Origin of the sequence: Cupriavidus taiwanensis (assembly GCF_900249755.1) — a bacterium.
In the GTDB taxonomy this organism is placed as follows: Bacteria; Pseudomonadota; Gammaproteobacteria; order Burkholderiales; family Burkholderiaceae; genus Cupriavidus; species Cupriavidus taiwanensis_D.
This window is the reverse complement of record NZ_LT976853.1, coordinates 3,351,663-3,365,664: the sequence shown is the minus strand read 5'-3', so window position 1 is coordinate 3,365,664 and position 14,002 is coordinate 3,351,663. Positions and strand designations below refer to the sequence as shown.

18 protein-coding genes are annotated in these 14,002 nt (G+C 63.7%); 16 read left to right on the top strand and 2 right to left on the bottom strand.

Translation table 11 applies throughout. From position 1 onward, the window contains the following. The first annotated feature begins 50 nt into the window (after positions 1-50). The 12 genes from CBM2594_RS15425 (at position 51) to CBM2594_RS15370 (ending at position 7,971) form a co-directional block, all read left to right on the top strand. On the top strand, positions 51-674 hold the full coding sequence (locus CBM2594_RS15425) for a YchE family NAAT transporter (protein ID WP_116357585.1): 624 nt from the start codon (positions 51-53) through the stop codon (positions 672-674). Next, a complete protein-coding gene (hisH, locus tag CBM2594_RS15420) occupies positions 671-1,324 on the top strand; it encodes an imidazole glycerol phosphate synthase subunit HisH (RefSeq protein WP_174079115.1) in 654 nt (217 codons plus the stop codon). The genes CBM2594_RS15425 and hisH overlap by 4 nt, the downstream gene beginning before the upstream one ends. 156 nt (positions 1,325-1,480) lie before the next feature. After that, positions 1,481-2,227 (top strand): 1-(5-phosphoribosyl)-5-[(5-phosphoribosylamino)methylideneamino]imidazole-4-carboxamide isomerase, encoded by a 747-nt coding sequence (gene hisA, locus CBM2594_RS15415; RefSeq protein WP_116357584.1) that lies wholly within the window; start codon positions 1,481-1,483, stop codon positions 2,225-2,227. Positions 2,228-2,297: 70 nt separating this feature from the next. Further along, positions 2,298-3,068, top strand: coding sequence for an imidazole glycerol phosphate synthase subunit HisF (gene hisF / locus CBM2594_RS15410; RefSeq protein ID WP_116357583.1), 771 nt, complete (start codon positions 2,298-2,300; stop codon positions 3,066-3,068). Between the two features lie 2 nt (positions 3,069-3,070). Next, positions 3,071-3,475: a phosphoribosyl-AMP cyclohydrolase gene (hisI, locus tag CBM2594_RS15405; protein ID WP_116357582.1), complete on the top strand. Its 405-nt coding sequence runs from the start codon at positions 3,071-3,073 to the stop codon at positions 3,473-3,475. Next, positions 3,472-3,843: a phosphoribosyl-ATP diphosphatase gene (locus tag CBM2594_RS15400; protein ID WP_116357581.1), complete on the top strand. Its 372-nt coding sequence runs from the start codon at positions 3,472-3,474 to the stop codon at positions 3,841-3,843. Before hisI ends, CBM2594_RS15400 begins: the two co-directional genes overlap by 4 nt. 62 nt (positions 3,844-3,905) lie before the next feature. Beyond that, the gene (locus CBM2594_RS15395; RefSeq protein WP_115705107.1) at positions 3,906-4,295 is read left to right on the top strand and encodes a DUF4870 family protein; all 390 of its coding nucleotides are present in this window, start codon (positions 3,906-3,908) and stop codon (positions 4,293-4,295) included. 61 nt (positions 4,296-4,356) lie between these two features. Next, positions 4,357-4,713 (top strand): histidine triad nucleotide-binding protein, encoded by a 357-nt coding sequence (locus CBM2594_RS15390; protein ID WP_116357580.1) that lies wholly within the window; start codon positions 4,357-4,359, stop codon positions 4,711-4,713. Positions 4,714-4,860: 147 nt separating this feature from the next. Continuing rightward, positions 4,861-5,094 carry a Sec-independent protein translocase subunit TatA gene (gene tatA / locus CBM2594_RS15385; RefSeq protein WP_010812321.1) on the top strand — a complete coding sequence of 78 codons (234 nt, stop codon included), beginning with the start codon at positions 4,861-4,863 and terminating at the stop codon, positions 5,092-5,094. Positions 5,095-5,189: 95 nt separating this feature from the next. Beyond that, on the top strand, positions 5,190-5,711 hold the full coding sequence (tatB, locus tag CBM2594_RS15380) for a Sec-independent protein translocase protein TatB (RefSeq protein WP_116357579.1): 522 nt from the start codon (positions 5,190-5,192) through the stop codon (positions 5,709-5,711). Between the two features lie 124 nt (positions 5,712-5,835). Further along, positions 5,836-6,642, top strand: coding sequence for a twin-arginine translocase subunit TatC (tatC, locus tag CBM2594_RS15375; protein ID WP_116357578.1), 807 nt, complete (start codon positions 5,836-5,838; stop codon positions 6,640-6,642). Between the two features lie 234 nt (positions 6,643-6,876). Next, entirely contained in the window at positions 6,877-7,971 is a 1,095-nt protein-coding gene (locus tag CBM2594_RS15370; protein WP_116357577.1) for a porin, read from the top strand. A 430-nt stretch (positions 7,972-8,401) separates the two neighbouring features. Here the strand turns inward: CBM2594_RS15370 and CBM2594_RS15365 are convergent, their stop codons facing one another. Next, the gene (locus CBM2594_RS15365) at positions 8,402-9,595 is read right to left on the bottom strand and encodes a Do family serine endopeptidase (RefSeq protein ID WP_112776715.1); all 1,194 of its coding nucleotides are present in this window, start codon (positions 9,593-9,595) and stop codon (positions 8,402-8,404) included. A gap of 20 nt (positions 9,596-9,615) precedes the next feature. On the opposite strand from CBM2594_RS15365, the gene CBM2594_RS15360 reads away from it, so the two are divergent. Then, entirely contained in the window at positions 9,616-10,362 is a 747-nt protein-coding gene (locus CBM2594_RS15360; protein WP_116357576.1) for a Nif3-like dinuclear metal center hexameric protein, read from the top strand. A 56-nt stretch (positions 10,363-10,418) separates the two neighbouring features. Here CBM2594_RS15360 and mscL read toward each other — a convergent pair whose 3' ends face one another. Continuing rightward, positions 10,419-10,844, bottom strand: coding sequence for a large conductance mechanosensitive channel protein MscL (gene mscL / locus CBM2594_RS15355; protein WP_116357575.1), 426 nt, complete (start codon positions 10,842-10,844; stop codon positions 10,419-10,421). 214 nt (positions 10,845-11,058) lie between these two features. On the opposite strand from mscL, the gene petA reads away from it, so the two are divergent. Genes petA through CBM2594_RS15340 form a run of 3 tightly spaced genes read left to right on the top strand, consistent with a single transcriptional unit; the run spans position 11,059 to position 13,862 of the window. After that, a complete protein-coding gene (gene petA / locus CBM2594_RS15350) occupies positions 11,059-11,676 on the top strand; it encodes a ubiquinol-cytochrome c reductase iron-sulfur subunit (protein ID WP_116357574.1) in 618 nt (205 codons plus the stop codon). A 2-nt stretch (positions 11,677-11,678) separates the two neighbouring features. Next, entirely contained in the window at positions 11,679-13,082 is a 1,404-nt protein-coding gene (locus CBM2594_RS15345) for a cytochrome b (RefSeq protein WP_116357573.1), read from the top strand. A 36-nt stretch (positions 13,083-13,118) separates the two neighbouring features. Beyond that, entirely contained in the window at positions 13,119-13,862 is a 744-nt protein-coding gene (locus CBM2594_RS15340) for a cytochrome c1 (protein WP_116357572.1), read from the top strand. The last annotated feature ends 140 nt before the right edge of the window (positions 13,863-14,002 follow it).

Sequence of the window (14,002 nt, the reverse complement as noted above, 5' to 3'; positions counted from 1 at the left end):
CCGCCCACCTCTCTAGCCCATACGGCCAGCAATGCTGGCAACCGCAACCGATGGATACGCTCAAGTCGTTTATCTCGCTGCTGGCGCTGATCAACCCGATCGGGGCGATCCCGTTCTTCATCAGCCTGACCAGCCTGCAGACCGAAGCGGAAAAGCTGCGTACCATCAAGATCGCGTCGATCTCGGTGGCGATCGTGGTGGCGGTATCGGCGTTGCTGGGGCAGCAGATCATCGAGTTCTTCAATATCTCGGTGGCGTCGCTGCAGGTGGGCGGCGGGCTCATCATGATCATGATGGCCATGAACATGCTGAATGCGCAAACCAGCCGCACCAAGGCGACGCCGGAAGAAGAGGACGAGGCCGAGGTAAAGTCCAGCATCGCGGTGGTGCCGCTGGCGCTGCCGCTGCTGACCGGGCCGGGCTCGATCAGCACGGTGATCGTCTATGCCGGCAAGACTCAGCACTGGTACCAGTTGCTGATCCTGGTCGGCATCGGCGCGCTGCTGGGCGCGGTGGTGTACCTGGTGTTCCGCGCGGCGGACCCGATCGCGCGGGTGATCGGGCGCACCGGCATCAATATCGGCACGCGCCTGATGGGCTTGATCCTGTCGGCGCTGGCCGTGGAATTCATTGTGGACGGGCTGAAGACATTGTTGCCTGTTTTGAAATCATGACTACCATAGCAATTGTGGATTACGGCATGGGCAACCTGCGCTCGGTGGCGCAGGCGCTGCGTGCCGCGGCGCCTGAAGCCGATGTGCGGGTGGTGGATGCGCCCGAAGGCATCCGCTCGGCGGACCGCGTGGTGCTGCCGGGCCAGGGCGCGATGCCTGACTGCATGTCGGCGCTGGGTGCGTCCGGATTGCAGCAAGCGGTGGTCGAGGCCGCCGCCAGCAAGCCGATGCTGGGCGTGTGCGTGGGCGAGCAGATGCTGTTCGAATTCAGCACCGAAAGCCGCGCCGGCGCGGATCGCACCCCGGCGCTGGGCCTGATGCCCGGACAAGTCGTACGCTTTGCGCTGGACGGCATGACGCAGCCCGACGGCTCGCGCTACAAGGTGCCGCAGATGGGCTGGAACCGGGTGCGCCAGGCCAGGCCGCACCCGCTGTGGCACGGCATTCCGGACGACAGCTGGTTCTATTTCGTCCACAGCTACTATGTGCAGGCGCAGGATCCGGCCCATATTGCCGGCGAAACGGAATACGGAGTCGTGTTTACCAGCGCGGTAGCGCGCGATAATATTTTCGCGACGCAGTTCCACCCCGAGAAAAGCGCGGCCCTGGGCCTGCAGCTGTACCGGAACTTCGTCCACTGGAATCCCTGAAGCGCAGCCTTGCCATTCGCGATTCGCTTGTTTACCCGATGCTCGACCGCTAACCGACCCGGCACCTGAACCGTTTCCGATCGACTATCGACCCGACCTGACCGGCACGCGCCGGTCTCGCTCAATCTCACTCACTCAACCACGCTCGTCACGCATATGTTGCTCATTCCGGCCATCGACCTGAAGGACGGTCAGTGTGTACGCCTCAAACAAGGCGACATGGACCAGGCCACCGTCTTTTCCGAAGATCCCGCCGCCATGGCACGCCACTGGGTGGAGCAGGGCGCCCGCCGCCTGCACCTGGTGGACCTGAACGGCGCGTTCGTCGGCAAGCCCCGCAACGAGGCGGCCATCAAGTCCATCATCGCCGAGGTCGGCGACGAGATCCCGGTGCAGCTGGGCGGCGGCATCCGCGACCTGAATACCATCGAGCGCTGGCTGGACGACGGGCTTTCCTACGTCATCATTGGCACCGCGGCGGTGAAGAACCCGGGGTTCCTGAAGGACGCCTGCTCGGCCTTCGGCGGCCATATCATCGTCGGGCTCGATGCCAGGGACGGCAAGGTGGCCACCGATGGCTGGAGCAAGCTGACCGGCCACGAAGTGGCGGACCTGGCGCGCAAGTATGAAGACTACGGCGTCGAGGCCATCATCTACACCGACATCGGCCGCGATGGCATGCTGCAGGGGATCAACATCGATGCCACCGTCAAGCTGGCGCAGTCGATGTCGATCCCGGTGATCGCCAGCGGCGGGCTGTCCAACCTGGCCGATATCGACAACCTTTGCGCGGTGGAAGGCGAGGGCGTCGAAGGGGTGATCTGCGGCCGCGCGATCTACTCCGGCGACCTCAACTTTGCCGACGCGCAGGCGCGCGCCGACAAGCTGCGCAACGGGCAATAAGGCAACGGCGCCGCGGGGCGCGGCCGCCTGGCCGCTGCCGGTACGGCAGCGGTGGCGGACAAGGAATCTCATGCTAGCCAAACGTATCATCCCCTGCCTGGACGTGACCAACGGGCGGGTGGTCAAGGGCGTCAACTTTGTCGAGCTGCGCGACGCGGGCGATCCCGTGGAAATCGCGCGCCGCTATGACGAGCAGGGCGCCGACGAGATCACATTCCTCGACATCACCGCGACCAGCGACGGGCGCGACCTGATGCTGCATATCATCGAGGACGTCGCCTCTCAGGTGTTCATCCCGCTGACGGTCGGCGGCGGCGTGCGCACCGTCGAAGACGTGCGCCGCCTGCTCAATGCCGGCGCCGACAAGATCAGCGTCAACTCGTCGGCGATCGCCAACCCGCAGCTGGTGTCGGACGCCACCGCGCGCTATGGCTCGCAGTGCATCGTGGTTGCGATCGACGCCAAGCGCAGCTCCGCCCCGGGCGAAGCGCCGCGCTGGGAGGTCTTCACCCACGGCGGGCGCAAGGCAACGGGGCTGGACGCCGTGCAATGGGCGCGTGACATGGCCATGCGCGGCGCCGGCGAGATCCTGCTGACCAGCATGGACCGCGACGGCACCAAAAGCGGCTTCGATCTTGAACTAACCCGCGCGGTCAGCGATGCGGTGCCCGTGCCGGTGATCGCCTCGGGCGGTGTCGGCGGCCTGCAGGACCTCGCCGACGGCATCACCCAGGGCCGCGCCGACGCGGTGCTGGCCGCCAGCATCTTCCACTACGGCCAACACACCGTGGGCGAAGCCAAGGCATTCATGGCCCGCAAGGGCATTCCGGTGCGGATCTGATCATGCCGAAGAAGTGGCTCAACAAGGTGAAATGGGACGACAACGGCCTGGTGCCGGTGATCGTGCAGGAAGTCGGCTCGAACGACGTGCTGATGTTCGCATTCATGAACCGCGAGGCGCTGCTGCGCACCGCGGAACTGGGCGAGGCCGTGTTCTGGTCGCGCTCGCGCAAGCGCCTGTGGCACAAGGGCGAAGAGTCGGGCCACGTGCAGAAGGTGCACGAGATCCGTCTGGACTGCGATGAAGACGTGGTGCTGCTGAAGGTAACGCAGGTCGACAGCATTGCCTGCCATACCGGGCGCCATTCCTGCTTCTTCCAGAAATTCGAGGGCGATGCGGATACCGGCGACTGGCAGACCGTCGAGCCGGTGCTGAAGGACCCTGCCCAGATCTACACCAAGCCATGAGCGACAACGTACTCAGCAGCAACGATGTCCTGGCGCGCCTGGCCGAGGTGCTGGAATCGCGCAAGCCCGCCAACGGCGGCGACCCCGACAAGTCCTACGTGGCGCGCCTGTTCAGCAAGGGCGACGACGCCATCCTGAAGAAGATCGGCGAGGAAGCCACCGAGACCGTGATGGCCGCCAAGGACGCGCGCGCCGCCGGCGAAAGCGGCGCCGCGGCCGGCAAGCTGGTCTATGAAGTGGCCGACCTGTGGTTCCACAGCATGGTCTTGCTGGCAAACTTCGGCCTGACGCCGGCTGACGTGGTCAACGAGCTGGCGCGGCGCGAAGGGCTGTCCGGCCTGGAAGAGAAGGCCCGGCGCAAGGACTAGCCGGCGCGCATGCCGGCCGGTCTCCCGCCTGCCGCAAGGCAGGCTTCCAACCGAGGGCGATCATGGCGAACGACTACACCGGGCAGGTCACCACCCCCAGCGGCGAGCAGCTGGGCAGCCTGCGCAAGCTGCTGCACATTCTTTACGCGCTGTATGCGATCTTCTGGCTCACCGGCGGCATCACCGCGCTGATCGCCATCGTGATCGACTACGTCAAGCGCGACGACGCGCGCGGGTCGCTGTATGCGTCGCACTTCGCCTGGCAGATCCGCTCGTTCTGGTGGTCTGTGGCGTGGGGCGTGCTGGGCGGGGTGCTGTTCGCGACAGTCGTGCTGATGCCGCTGGCCTTCGCAGTCTGGGGCGTGCTGTCGCTGTGGATGCTGTATCGTATCGTCAAGGGCTGGCTGTATCTGAACGACAGCAAGCCGATGTATCCGGACCAGCAGTTCTGATGTCGGGCGCACCGATGCATCGGGTGGTCGCCGGTGCCGCGGTCGTCGCAATGAAACTTTCATGAACGCTCAGGATAATTGCATCTTCTGCAAGATCGTGGCCGGCCAGCTACCGTCGCGCAAAGTCTATGAAGACGACGACATGCTGGCTTTCCACGATATCCATCCCAAGGCCCCGGTACACTTGCTGGTCATTCCCAAAGCGCATGTCGACTCGCTGGCCGATTGCGGCACCGGCGAAGGAGAGGTGCTTGCTAGAATGATGCTGAAGGTGCCTGAACTGGCGCGCGCGGCCGGCTGTTCCAACGGCTTCCGGACGGTGATCAACACCGGGCCGGACGGCGGACAGGAGGTCTACCACCTGCACCTGCATGTGCTCGGTGGACCGCGCCACGCCTGGGGTGGGCCGCTGCCCTGACCGGGCAGCCTTGGCAGGGGAGCGTCCGCGGCGGCAACGCCCGGGCAGAAGCTGCGCCGGCAACCGTCGCCCGGCGCGGCCATCACGGGACGGAACAACGGGTCCGGGCATCAATGATTGCGCCCGCGGCTGCATCAGGAGCAAAAAATGGGTTCGTTTAGCATTTGGCACTGGCTGATCGTGCTGGTGATCGTCATGCTGGTGTTCGGCACCAAGAAGCTGCGCAATATCGGCCAGGACCTGGGCGGCGCGGTCAAGGGCTTCAAGGACGGCATGAAGGACGGCGAAGGCAAGGCGGCCGCCGATCCTGCCCAGTCCAAGGAACTGCGCGACTCCACCACCATCGACGTCGAAGCCAAGGAAAAGACCCGCCAGCAGTAATCCGGCGGTGTGCCATCCCTTCTACGCAAACCTCGCTGCCTGCGTGTTGTCCCGCGCCCGCGCTATTCCGCATGTTGTCCGCATGATGTGTCCGCATGATTGATCTCGGCATTTCCAAGCTGGCGCTGATCGGCGCCGTGGCACTGATCGTGATCGGTCCCGAACGGCTGCCCAAGGTGGCGCGCACGGTGGGCGCGCTGGTCGGCCGCGCCCAGCGTTACATCAACGACGTCAAGGCCGAAGTCAGCCGTGAGGTCGAGCTGGAAGAACTGCGCAAGATGCGCACGGAATTCGAGGATGCCGCGCGCGATGTCGAGCGCACTATCCACAAGGAAGTCAGCGAGCAGACCCAGGCGCTCAACGAAGCGCTGGGCGGCACGGAAGCCGGCGCAGCCACCGGCGCTGGCGCCGGCAGTGACGCCAGCGGCGGCTTCGTGCCCAGCTGGGACGCCGCGCACAAGGCGCACAACGGGCGCAAGAGCTGGCGCGTCAAGCAGGGCGCCCGTCCGCTGTGGTTCAAGCGCCAGCACAATGTCCGCGTCTGGGTGCAGTCCGGCGCGGCACGCGTCAAGCGGCACCGGCCGGCCACCCGGCCATCCCGTTCCTTCTTCGAATAAACATGGCGCGCGGCGAAATCCTGCCGGCCGCCATGGCCGCTGTCGTTGTGTCCGCCTCCCCACGCCGCCCCGTTGCGGTTTCATCGATCCACTTGCCAGCCCTCGCGGCTGAGCGGTTCACGCCATGAGCGACACCCGGTCCTCCGATCCCCAAGACCCGCAAGACGAGTCGCAGCAGGAAACCTTCATCTCCCACCTGATCGAGTTGCGCCAGCGCCTGGTCAAGGCGGTGGCCGGCATCATCCTGGTGTTCGTCTCGCTGGTCTACTGGGCGCCGGTCATCTTCAACCTGTTCTCCGCGCCGCTGATGGAATCGCTGCCCAAGGGCGGCAAGATGATCGTCACGGACGTGACCGGCTCGTTCTTCGTGCCGATGAAGGTGACCTTGCTGGTGGCGTTCCTGATCGCGCTGCCGTGGGTGCTGTACCAGGTCTGGCAGTTTGTCGCGCCCGGCCTGTACCAGCATGAGAAACGCCTGATCCTGCCGCTGGTATCGAGCAGTTATTTCCTGTTCCTGTGCGGCGTGGCGTTTGCGTATTTTCTGGTGTTTCCCACGGTGTTCCATTTCATGGCGCACTACAACGCGCCGCTGGGGGCGGAGATGTCCACCGACATCGACAAATACCTCAGCTTTGCCATGACCACGTTCCTGGCCTTCGGCATTACCTTCGAAGTGCCGGTGGTGGTGATCGTGCTGGTGCGCTTTGGCGTGGTGGAACTGGAAAAGCTCAAGCAGATCCGCCCCTATGTGATCGTCGGGGCCTTCATCATTGCCGCCATCGTGACGCCGCCGGACGTGCTTTCGCAGTTGCTGCTGGCCGTTCCGCTGGTGGCGCTCTATGAACTTGGCCTGATCCTGGCGCGCTTTGTCGGCCGCCCCGCCGCCGGAGAAGCCACTTCAGCAGAAACGCAGCCCGACGAATCGCGCTGAGGCAGGGCTTTTTCGGAGGCCGCTGCGCGTGTTTGCACCAAAGTGGGGATTTTTGCCCGCTTTCCTGTTGCTCCCCGACAACAAAAACCGCCAGTAAGCATGGTTTACGCCGAAAAAGCCTTCTGACGGCCGGGGGGGCTGGCACATAATACGCAGCAGACGTGAATGTAAATGCGTCGCCCAAGCACTTGGGCAACCAAGATTTCCCAATCAGTTGACAAGGAAAGTGTCGATATGAAGATGAAACTGTTTGCTGCTGCCGTCGCCGCTCTGGCCGCTGGTGGCGCGTATGCCCAGTCGAGCGTGACCCTGTACGGCGTGGCTGACGTCGGCCTCGAATACGTCAGCAAGGCCAACGCTGCCGGCGACGATCTGTTCCGCATGTCGTCGGGTAACCAGTCCGGTTCGCGCTGGGGCCTGCGTGGCGTGGAAGACCTGGGTGGCGGTCTGAAGGGCGTGTTCGTCCTGGAAAGCGGTTTCGACCTCGATGACGGCCGTTCGGCTCAAGGTGGTCGTCTGTTTGGTCGTCAAGCCTATGTCGGTCTGCAAAGCAACTTCGGTTCGCTGCTGCTGGGCCGTCAACAGACCGCCTTCTACGACTTCGGTCTGATCTATGACCCGATGGCCATCTCGTCGCGCTACGGTATCCTGGCTCAGGACGCCGCTTTCGCTTCGCGCGCTGACAACACCGTCAAGTACATCGGCAAGTTCGGTGGCCTGACCGCGTCGGCCTTCTACAGCTTCAACAACAACGGCCAAGAAGTTGCCGGCGCCTTCCGCCGCGGCCAAGAGTATGGCGCCATGCTGAACTACGCAGCCGGCCCGTTCTCGGTTGGTGCTGCTTATGACGAAGTGCACGGCACGACCACCGGCCCCGCCGCTGCTCCTGTCGACGCAAGCGGTCAGCGTATCCGCCGCGCCACCGTTGGTGCCAACTACGCCTTCGGCCCGGCCAAGGTCTACGCTGGCTACCGTTGGGCCAAGGCTGCTGACGGCGCGAGCCTGCCGGGCCAAGTCGCAACTACCGCCAACCCGCTGGGCATCAACGGTACCTCCAACCTGTACTGGCTGGGTCTGGGTTACCAGCTGACCCCGGCGTTCTCGCTGTCGGGCGCTGCGTACTACCAAGACTTCCGCAAGACCGACGCCGATCCGTGGCAATTCGTCGTGACCGCCGACTACGCGCTGTCGAAGCGCACCGACGTGTACACCTCGCTGTCGTACGCTCTGAACGACAACGGTTCGCTGCTGGGCGTGAACGGCTTCAACACCGTCCAGGCTGGCAAGGACCAGTTCGGTGCTGTGGTCGGCCTGCGCCACAAGTTCTAATCTGACGCGGGCTTCCGCCCGCTTAAGGTTGGCTTGAAAAACGCCGGCATCCGCAAGGATGCCGGCGTTTTCTTTTGTGCTACTCCACGGTTGGACAGTCGGTGAACATGGCGGCGCGCCCTGCGCGGCTTTCGCGTTCTCTGTCAGCCGGCGCGGCTCTCCATTGAGGCAGGACCGGTCGGCATATTCCCCGCAGGCTGCGCGGGTTGGGTCGTCAAGCATTGCATGCCGGCGGACCCATATGGATGCGTTGCAATCGCCTGCACAACTGCTGTCGTGAGGCATGACGCATGCGACTCTGCCAAATGCGGGCGCAAGCCGTCCCCGCCTCTTGCCGTTGCCACGATCCAGGCTTCCGGAATCGACACGGCCATAAAAAAAACCCGCCATCGCTGGCGGGTTTGCTCACTCCGGTACACGAAGGTCCGGCTTACTCTTCCTCTTCGAACGGCAGCGAGCGGCGCGGCGGCGGCGGCCGTTTGCCGATGGTCACTGTCAGGTCAGTCGGCTTGCCGCGGCGGATCACCGTCATCTTGATGTCTACGCCGGGCTTGAGCTGCGCAATGGCATTGAGAAGCGCCGTGGTGTCCGTGATCGACAAGCCATCCACCTTGGTCAGCACATCGCCGGGCCGCACGCCCGCCTTGTCGGCCGGACCACCCTGGACCACGGCGGCGATCAGTGCGCCTTCCTTGGCATCGAGCCCGAACGATTCGGCAATCTCCGGTGTCATGTCCTGCGGTTCCACGCCGATCCAGCCGCGCGTCACGCTGCCGGTCGAGATGATCGACTCCATCACCTGCTTGGCCGTCGATACCGGAATGGCGAAGCCGATACCCAGCGAACCGCCCGAACGCGAATAGATTGCCGTGTTGATGCCCAGCAGGTTGCCCTGTGCATCCACCAGTGCGCCGCCCGAGTTGCCCGGGTTGATCGCGGCATCGGTCTGGATGAAGTTCTCGAAGGTGTTGATGCCCAGGTGACTGCGGCCCAGCGCGGACACGATGCCCATGGTCACGGTCTGGCCCACGCCGAACGGATTGCCGATGGCCAGCACCACATCGCCCACCTTCACATTCTCGAGCCGGCCCAGCGTGATCGCGGGCAGGTCCTTGAGCGTCACCTTCAGCACGGCCAGGTCGGTTTCCGGGTCGGAGCCGACCATCTTGGCATTGGCCTTGCGGCCATCGGTCAGCGCAATCTCGATTTCGTCGGCGCCGTCCACCACGTGATGGTTGGTTAGAATGTAACCCTCGGCGCTGACAATGACGCCCGAGCCCAGGCTGGAGACCGGCTCCTGCCGCTCCGGCAGGCGGTCGCCGAAGAAGAAGCGGAACCACGGATCCTCGGCCTGCGGGTTGGGCGAGCGCTTGTTGCCGTTCTTGCTGGTAAAGATATTGACCACCGCCGGCATGGCCAGCTGGGCGGCTTCGCTGTATGACCCTTCGGCCGCAGGGCCTGACACGTTGGGCACAACCTCCTTGAGCGCCACGATGGGCGAGCCGGACTGGACCGCGACGCGCCCCCTCTGCAGCCATTCTGGCTTGAGCGTTGCCACGACGAACCAGACCGCCAGCACGACGGTGACAGCCTGGGCAAAGAACAGCCAAAAGCGCCGCAACATATTGGAGTTTTGAGCAGAAAATGAAAACAAAAGAGCTTGAATTGTACTTGAACGACCTGTTGGAAGTTTCCCGCTACAAGGACTATTGTCCCAACGGGCTGCAAGTGCAAGGTCGCTCGGAGATCACACACGTGGTGACGGGGGTCACGGCGAGCCTGGCGCTGGTCGATGCCGCGGTCGAGGCGGGCGCCGATGCCATCCTCGTGCATCACGGCTATTTCTGGAAAAACGAGGATGCGCGCGTGGTGGGGCAGAAGCATGCGCGCCTGAAGCGTTTGCTCGGGGCGGATATCAATCTGTTCGCCTACCACCTGCCGCTGGACAACCATCCGGAATTCGGCAACAACGCCCAGCTTGGCCTGCAGCTCGGCTTTACTCCCACCGGCCGCTTCAGCGACGACCAGCTGGGCTGGACCGGTACGCTGCCCGCACCGATGCCGCTGTCCGCGCTGGCAGCGCATGTCGGCGGCGTGCTCGGGCGCGAGCCGCTGGCGATCGGCGAGCCGGGCCAGATGATCCGCACCGTCGGCTGGTGCACGGGCGGGGCGCAAGGGTATTTCGATGCCGCGGTGGCCGCGGGCGTCGATGCCTATCTCAGTGGAGAGGTCTCGGAGCAGACCACGCACCTGGCGCGCGAGAGCGGCGTGGCGTACTTGGCGGCAGGCCATCATGCCACCGAACGCTATGGCATCCGCTCGCTGGGCGAGCATGTGGCCGAGCGCTTCGGCCTGCGCCATACCTTTATCGATATTCCGAATCCGGTCTGATCTGACAAAAAACAAAACGGCCCCAGCGGGGCCGTTCTATCGTTCGGGATTCGAAATCAGCGTGCTTTCAGGCTGTCCCGGATCTCACGCAGCAGCGTGACTTCCTCAGGAGGCGCGGCGGGCGGCGGTGCGGGTTCTTCGGCACGCATCCGGTTGAAGGCGTGCACCATCAGAAAGATGATGAAGGCCAGGATCATGAAGTTGACGACGATGGTGAGGAAGTTGCCATAGGCAAACACCGGTACGCCGGCCTTCTTCATGGCATCGAGCGTCTGCGGTGTCCCGGGAGGGGGATCCGCCAGAACAATGAACAGGCTGGAGAAATCCAGCTTGCCCACAACACGGCTCACCAACGGCATGATCAGGTCGTTCACCACCGAATCCACGATCTTGCCGAAGGCCGCGCCGATGATCACACCAACCGCCAGGTCGATGACGTTGCCGCGTACGGCGAAGGTTCTGAATTCCGAGATCATGCCCATGGGGGGTTCTCCTTCTTGTGGCTATGGATGAACGGTTTCAAGCTGGAAGCCTGCCGCATCACTCACCGGAAATCAAGCGCGCAGGCGGATTTCCGGGATGCATGTCCGATAATCGCGCGAGGCCGTGGCATTTTCTGCCTATCTAGTGCGCAGGTGTCTAAGGTACACTTTATGGTTGACGCAAAATCTAAATTGACTTCCCCTGGGGTTTGGAATGAGTGACCAGCAAGACGTGAAGAGCGTGGATAAAGGTCGCCGCAATTGGTTGATCGCGACATCCGTCGCTGGCGGCGTCGGAGGCGTAGCGGTAGCGGTTCCTTTCGTCAGTACCTTTGCACCATCGGAGAAGGCCAAGGCCGCGGGTGCCCCAGTCGAGGCGGATATCGGCGCCCTGAAACCGGGCGAGATGATGACCGTCGAGTGGCGCGGCAAACCGGTCTGGATCATGCGGCGCACGGAGGAGCAACTGGCGTCGCTGAAGAAGACGGACGGCGAAGTGGCCGATCCCAATTCCGATATTCCGTTCACCATGCAGACGCCCGAGTACTGCAAGAACGAAACCCGCTCCCGTCCGGAACACAAGGATGTGCTGGTCGTCGTGGGCATCTGTTCCCATCTCGGCTGTTCCCCGTCGGGCCCCTTCGCCCCCGGCGCCAATCCTCAGCTCGGCGCTGATCCCGGTTTCCTCTGCCCCTGCCACGGATCGACCTTCGACCTTGCCGGGCGCGTCTTCAAGAACAAGCCGGCTCCGCAGAATCTCGATGTTCCCCCCTACCAGTTCCTGTCCGACAGCAAGATCGTGATCGGCAAGGACGAGAAAGGAGAAGCCTGATCATGGCGGCCGAAAAACAAGTCAAGACGACCGGCCTGCTGGGCTGGATCGACGCCCGCTTCCCCGCGACCCAGCTGTGGGAAGACCACCTGTCGCGCTACTACGCGCCGAAGAACTTCAACTTCTGGTATTTCTTCGGTTCGCTGGCGCTGCTGGTGCTGGTGATCCAGATCGTCACCGGCATTTTCCTGGTGATGAACTACAAGCCCGACGGCACGCTGAACGCCGCCGGCATTCCCGTAGCCTTTGCCAGCGTGGAATACATCATGCGCGAAGTCCCGTGGGGCTGGCTGGTGCGCTACATGCACTCGACCGGCGCCTCGGCCTTCTTCGTCGTGGTCTACCTGCATATGTTCCGGGGCCTGCTGTACGGTTCGTACCGCAAGCCGCGCGAGCTGGTCTGGATCTTCGGCTGCCTGATCTTCCTGTGCCTGATGGCCGAAGCCTTCATGGGCTACCTGCTGCCGTGGGGCCAGATGTCGTACTGGGGCGCGCAGGTGATCGTGAACCTGTTCTCGGCGATTCCCGTGATCGGCCAGGACCTGTCGCTGTTCATCCGCGGCGACTACGTGGTCAGCGACGCCACGCTGAACCGCTTCTTCTCGTTCCACGTCATCGCCGTGCCGCTGGTGCTGCTGGGCCTGGTCATCGCCCACATCATCGCGCTGCATGAAGTGGGCTCGAACAACCCGGACGGCGTCGAGATCAAGGCCAAGAAGGATGAAAACGGTATCCCGCTGGACGGCATCCCGTTCCATCCGTACTACTCGGTGCACGACCTGCTGGGCGTGGGCGGCTTCCTGATCCTGTTCTCGGCCGTGATCTTCTTCTTCCCGGAAGTGGGCGGCTATTTCCTGGAACACAACAACTTCTTCCCGGCCGATCCGCTGAAAACCCCGCCGCATATCGCGCCGGTCTGGTACTTCACGCCGTACTACTCGATGCTGCGCGCCACCACGTCGAGCTTCCTGCCGATCCTGTGGGTGTTCTTCGCGCTGCTGCTCGGCATGGTGTTCCTGCGCAGCAAGGACGCGCGCGTGAAGATCGGCGCCGTTGCCGTCGCGGTGATCCTGGCCGTGGGCTTCTACTTCATCGACGCCAAGTTCTGGGGCGTGCTGGTGATGGGCGGCTCGGTGGTGATCCTGTTCTTCCTGCCGTGGCTCGACTGCTCGCCGGTCAAGTCCATCCGCTATCGTCCCGCTTTCCACAAGACCATCCTGATCGTCTTCGTGGTGGTGTTCCTGGTGCTCGGCTATCTCGGCGTGCAACCGCCGTCGCCGGTCGGTGAGAAGGTGTCGCAGCTCGGTACGCTGCTGTACTTCGCCTTCTTCCTGACCATGCCGCTGTGGAGCCGTGTCGGCGAGTTCAAGCCGGTCCCGGAACGTGTCACGTTCCACCCGCACTGAGCGAAGCGAACCCCGACAAGAGCACAAGGACACAAGATGAAAAAGCTGCTTTCGATCCTCGCGCTGGCCGGCGCCTGCATTGCCGGCGCGCCCGCCATGGCTGCGGAGGGGGGCTTCCCCCTCGAGCCGGCGCCGGTGAACACCGCCGACCTGTCGTCGCTGCAGCGCGGCGCCAAGGTGTTCGTCAACTACTGCCTGAACTGCCACGGCGCGTCGATGATGCGCTACAACCGGCTCAAGGACATCGGCCTGACCGACGACCAGATCCGCGAGAACCTGCTGTTCAGCGCGGAGAAGGTTGGCGAAACCATGAACATCGCCATGCAGCCGAAGGAAGCCAAGGCCTTCTTCGGCGCGCAGCCGCCGGACCTGTCGGTGATTGCGCGTGCCCGCGGCGATGACTGGCTCTACACCTACCTGCGCACGTTCTACCGCGACGACAGCCGCGCCACCGGCTGGAACAACCTGGTGTTCCCGAGCGTCGGCATGCCGCACGTGCTGTGGGAACTGCAGGGCCAGCGCGCCGCCAAGTTCACCGAAGTCGAAGAGCACGGCGAGAAGGTGCACAAGTTCGCCGGCTTCGAGCAACTGAGCCCCGGCAAGCTGAGCAAGGTCGAGTACGACCAGATGACGGCCGACCTGGTCAGCTTCCTCGACTGGATGGCCGAGCCCGCGCAGAACCACCGCAAGCGCCTGGGCGTCTGGGTGCTGCTGTTCCTGGGCGTGTTCACCGTGTTCGCCTGGCGCCTGAACGCCGCGTACTGGAAGGACGTGAAGTAAGTTGTGACAAGGGCCGGTTCGGGCCCTGATCAAAAAAGCCAGGGGCGGTCGCTGTAAAGCAGCGCCGCCCCTGGCTTTTTTGCGGACGGAACGCCGAAAACAGTACTAAGAAGTGCCTCGTTTGCCACGTATTTGCTTTT

Excerpts from the sequence above, each read along its gene's own strand:
- CBM2594_RS15425 (WP_116357585.1), top strand. The coding sequence starts at position 51 with ATGGATACGCTCAAGTCGTTTATCTCGCTGCTGGCGCTGATCAACCCG.
- hisH (WP_174079115.1), top strand. The coding sequence starts at position 671 with ATGACTACCATAGCAATTGTGGATTACGGCATGGGCAACCTGCGCTCG.
- hisA (WP_116357584.1), top strand. The coding sequence starts at position 1,481 with ATGTTGCTCATTCCGGCCATCGACCTGAAGGACGGTCAGTGTGTACGC.
- hisF (WP_116357583.1), top strand. The coding sequence starts at position 2,298 with ATGCTAGCCAAACGTATCATCCCCTGCCTGGACGTGACCAACGGGCGG.
- hisI (WP_116357582.1), top strand. The coding sequence starts at position 3,071 with ATGCCGAAGAAGTGGCTCAACAAGGTGAAATGGGACGACAACGGCCTG.
- CBM2594_RS15400 (WP_116357581.1), top strand. The coding sequence starts at position 3,472 with ATGAGCGACAACGTACTCAGCAGCAACGATGTCCTGGCGCGCCTGGCC.
- CBM2594_RS15395 (WP_115705107.1), top strand. The coding sequence starts at position 3,906 with ATGGCGAACGACTACACCGGGCAGGTCACCACCCCCAGCGGCGAGCAG.
- CBM2594_RS15390 (WP_116357580.1), top strand. The coding sequence starts at position 4,357 with ATGAACGCTCAGGATAATTGCATCTTCTGCAAGATCGTGGCCGGCCAG.
- tatA (WP_010812321.1), top strand. The coding sequence starts at position 4,861 with ATGGGTTCGTTTAGCATTTGGCACTGGCTGATCGTGCTGGTGATCGTC.
- tatB (WP_116357579.1), top strand. The coding sequence starts at position 5,190 with ATGATTGATCTCGGCATTTCCAAGCTGGCGCTGATCGGCGCCGTGGCA.
- tatC (WP_116357578.1), top strand. The coding sequence starts at position 5,836 with ATGAGCGACACCCGGTCCTCCGATCCCCAAGACCCGCAAGACGAGTCG.
- CBM2594_RS15370 (WP_116357577.1), top strand. The coding sequence starts at position 6,877 with ATGAAGATGAAACTGTTTGCTGCTGCCGTCGCCGCTCTGGCCGCTGGT.
- CBM2594_RS15365 (WP_112776715.1), bottom strand. The coding sequence starts at position 9,595 with ATGTTGCGGCGCTTTTGGCTGTTCTTTGCCCAGGCTGTCACCGTCGTG.
- CBM2594_RS15360 (WP_116357576.1), top strand. The coding sequence starts at position 9,616 with ATGAAAACAAAAGAGCTTGAATTGTACTTGAACGACCTGTTGGAAGTT.
- mscL (WP_116357575.1), bottom strand. The coding sequence starts at position 10,844 with ATGGGCATGATCTCGGAATTCAGAACCTTCGCCGTACGCGGCAACGTC.
- petA (WP_116357574.1), top strand. The coding sequence starts at position 11,059 with ATGAGTGACCAGCAAGACGTGAAGAGCGTGGATAAAGGTCGCCGCAAT.
- CBM2594_RS15345 (WP_116357573.1), top strand. The coding sequence starts at position 11,679 with ATGGCGGCCGAAAAACAAGTCAAGACGACCGGCCTGCTGGGCTGGATC.
- CBM2594_RS15340 (WP_116357572.1), top strand. The coding sequence starts at position 13,119 with ATGAAAAAGCTGCTTTCGATCCTCGCGCTGGCCGGCGCCTGCATTGCC.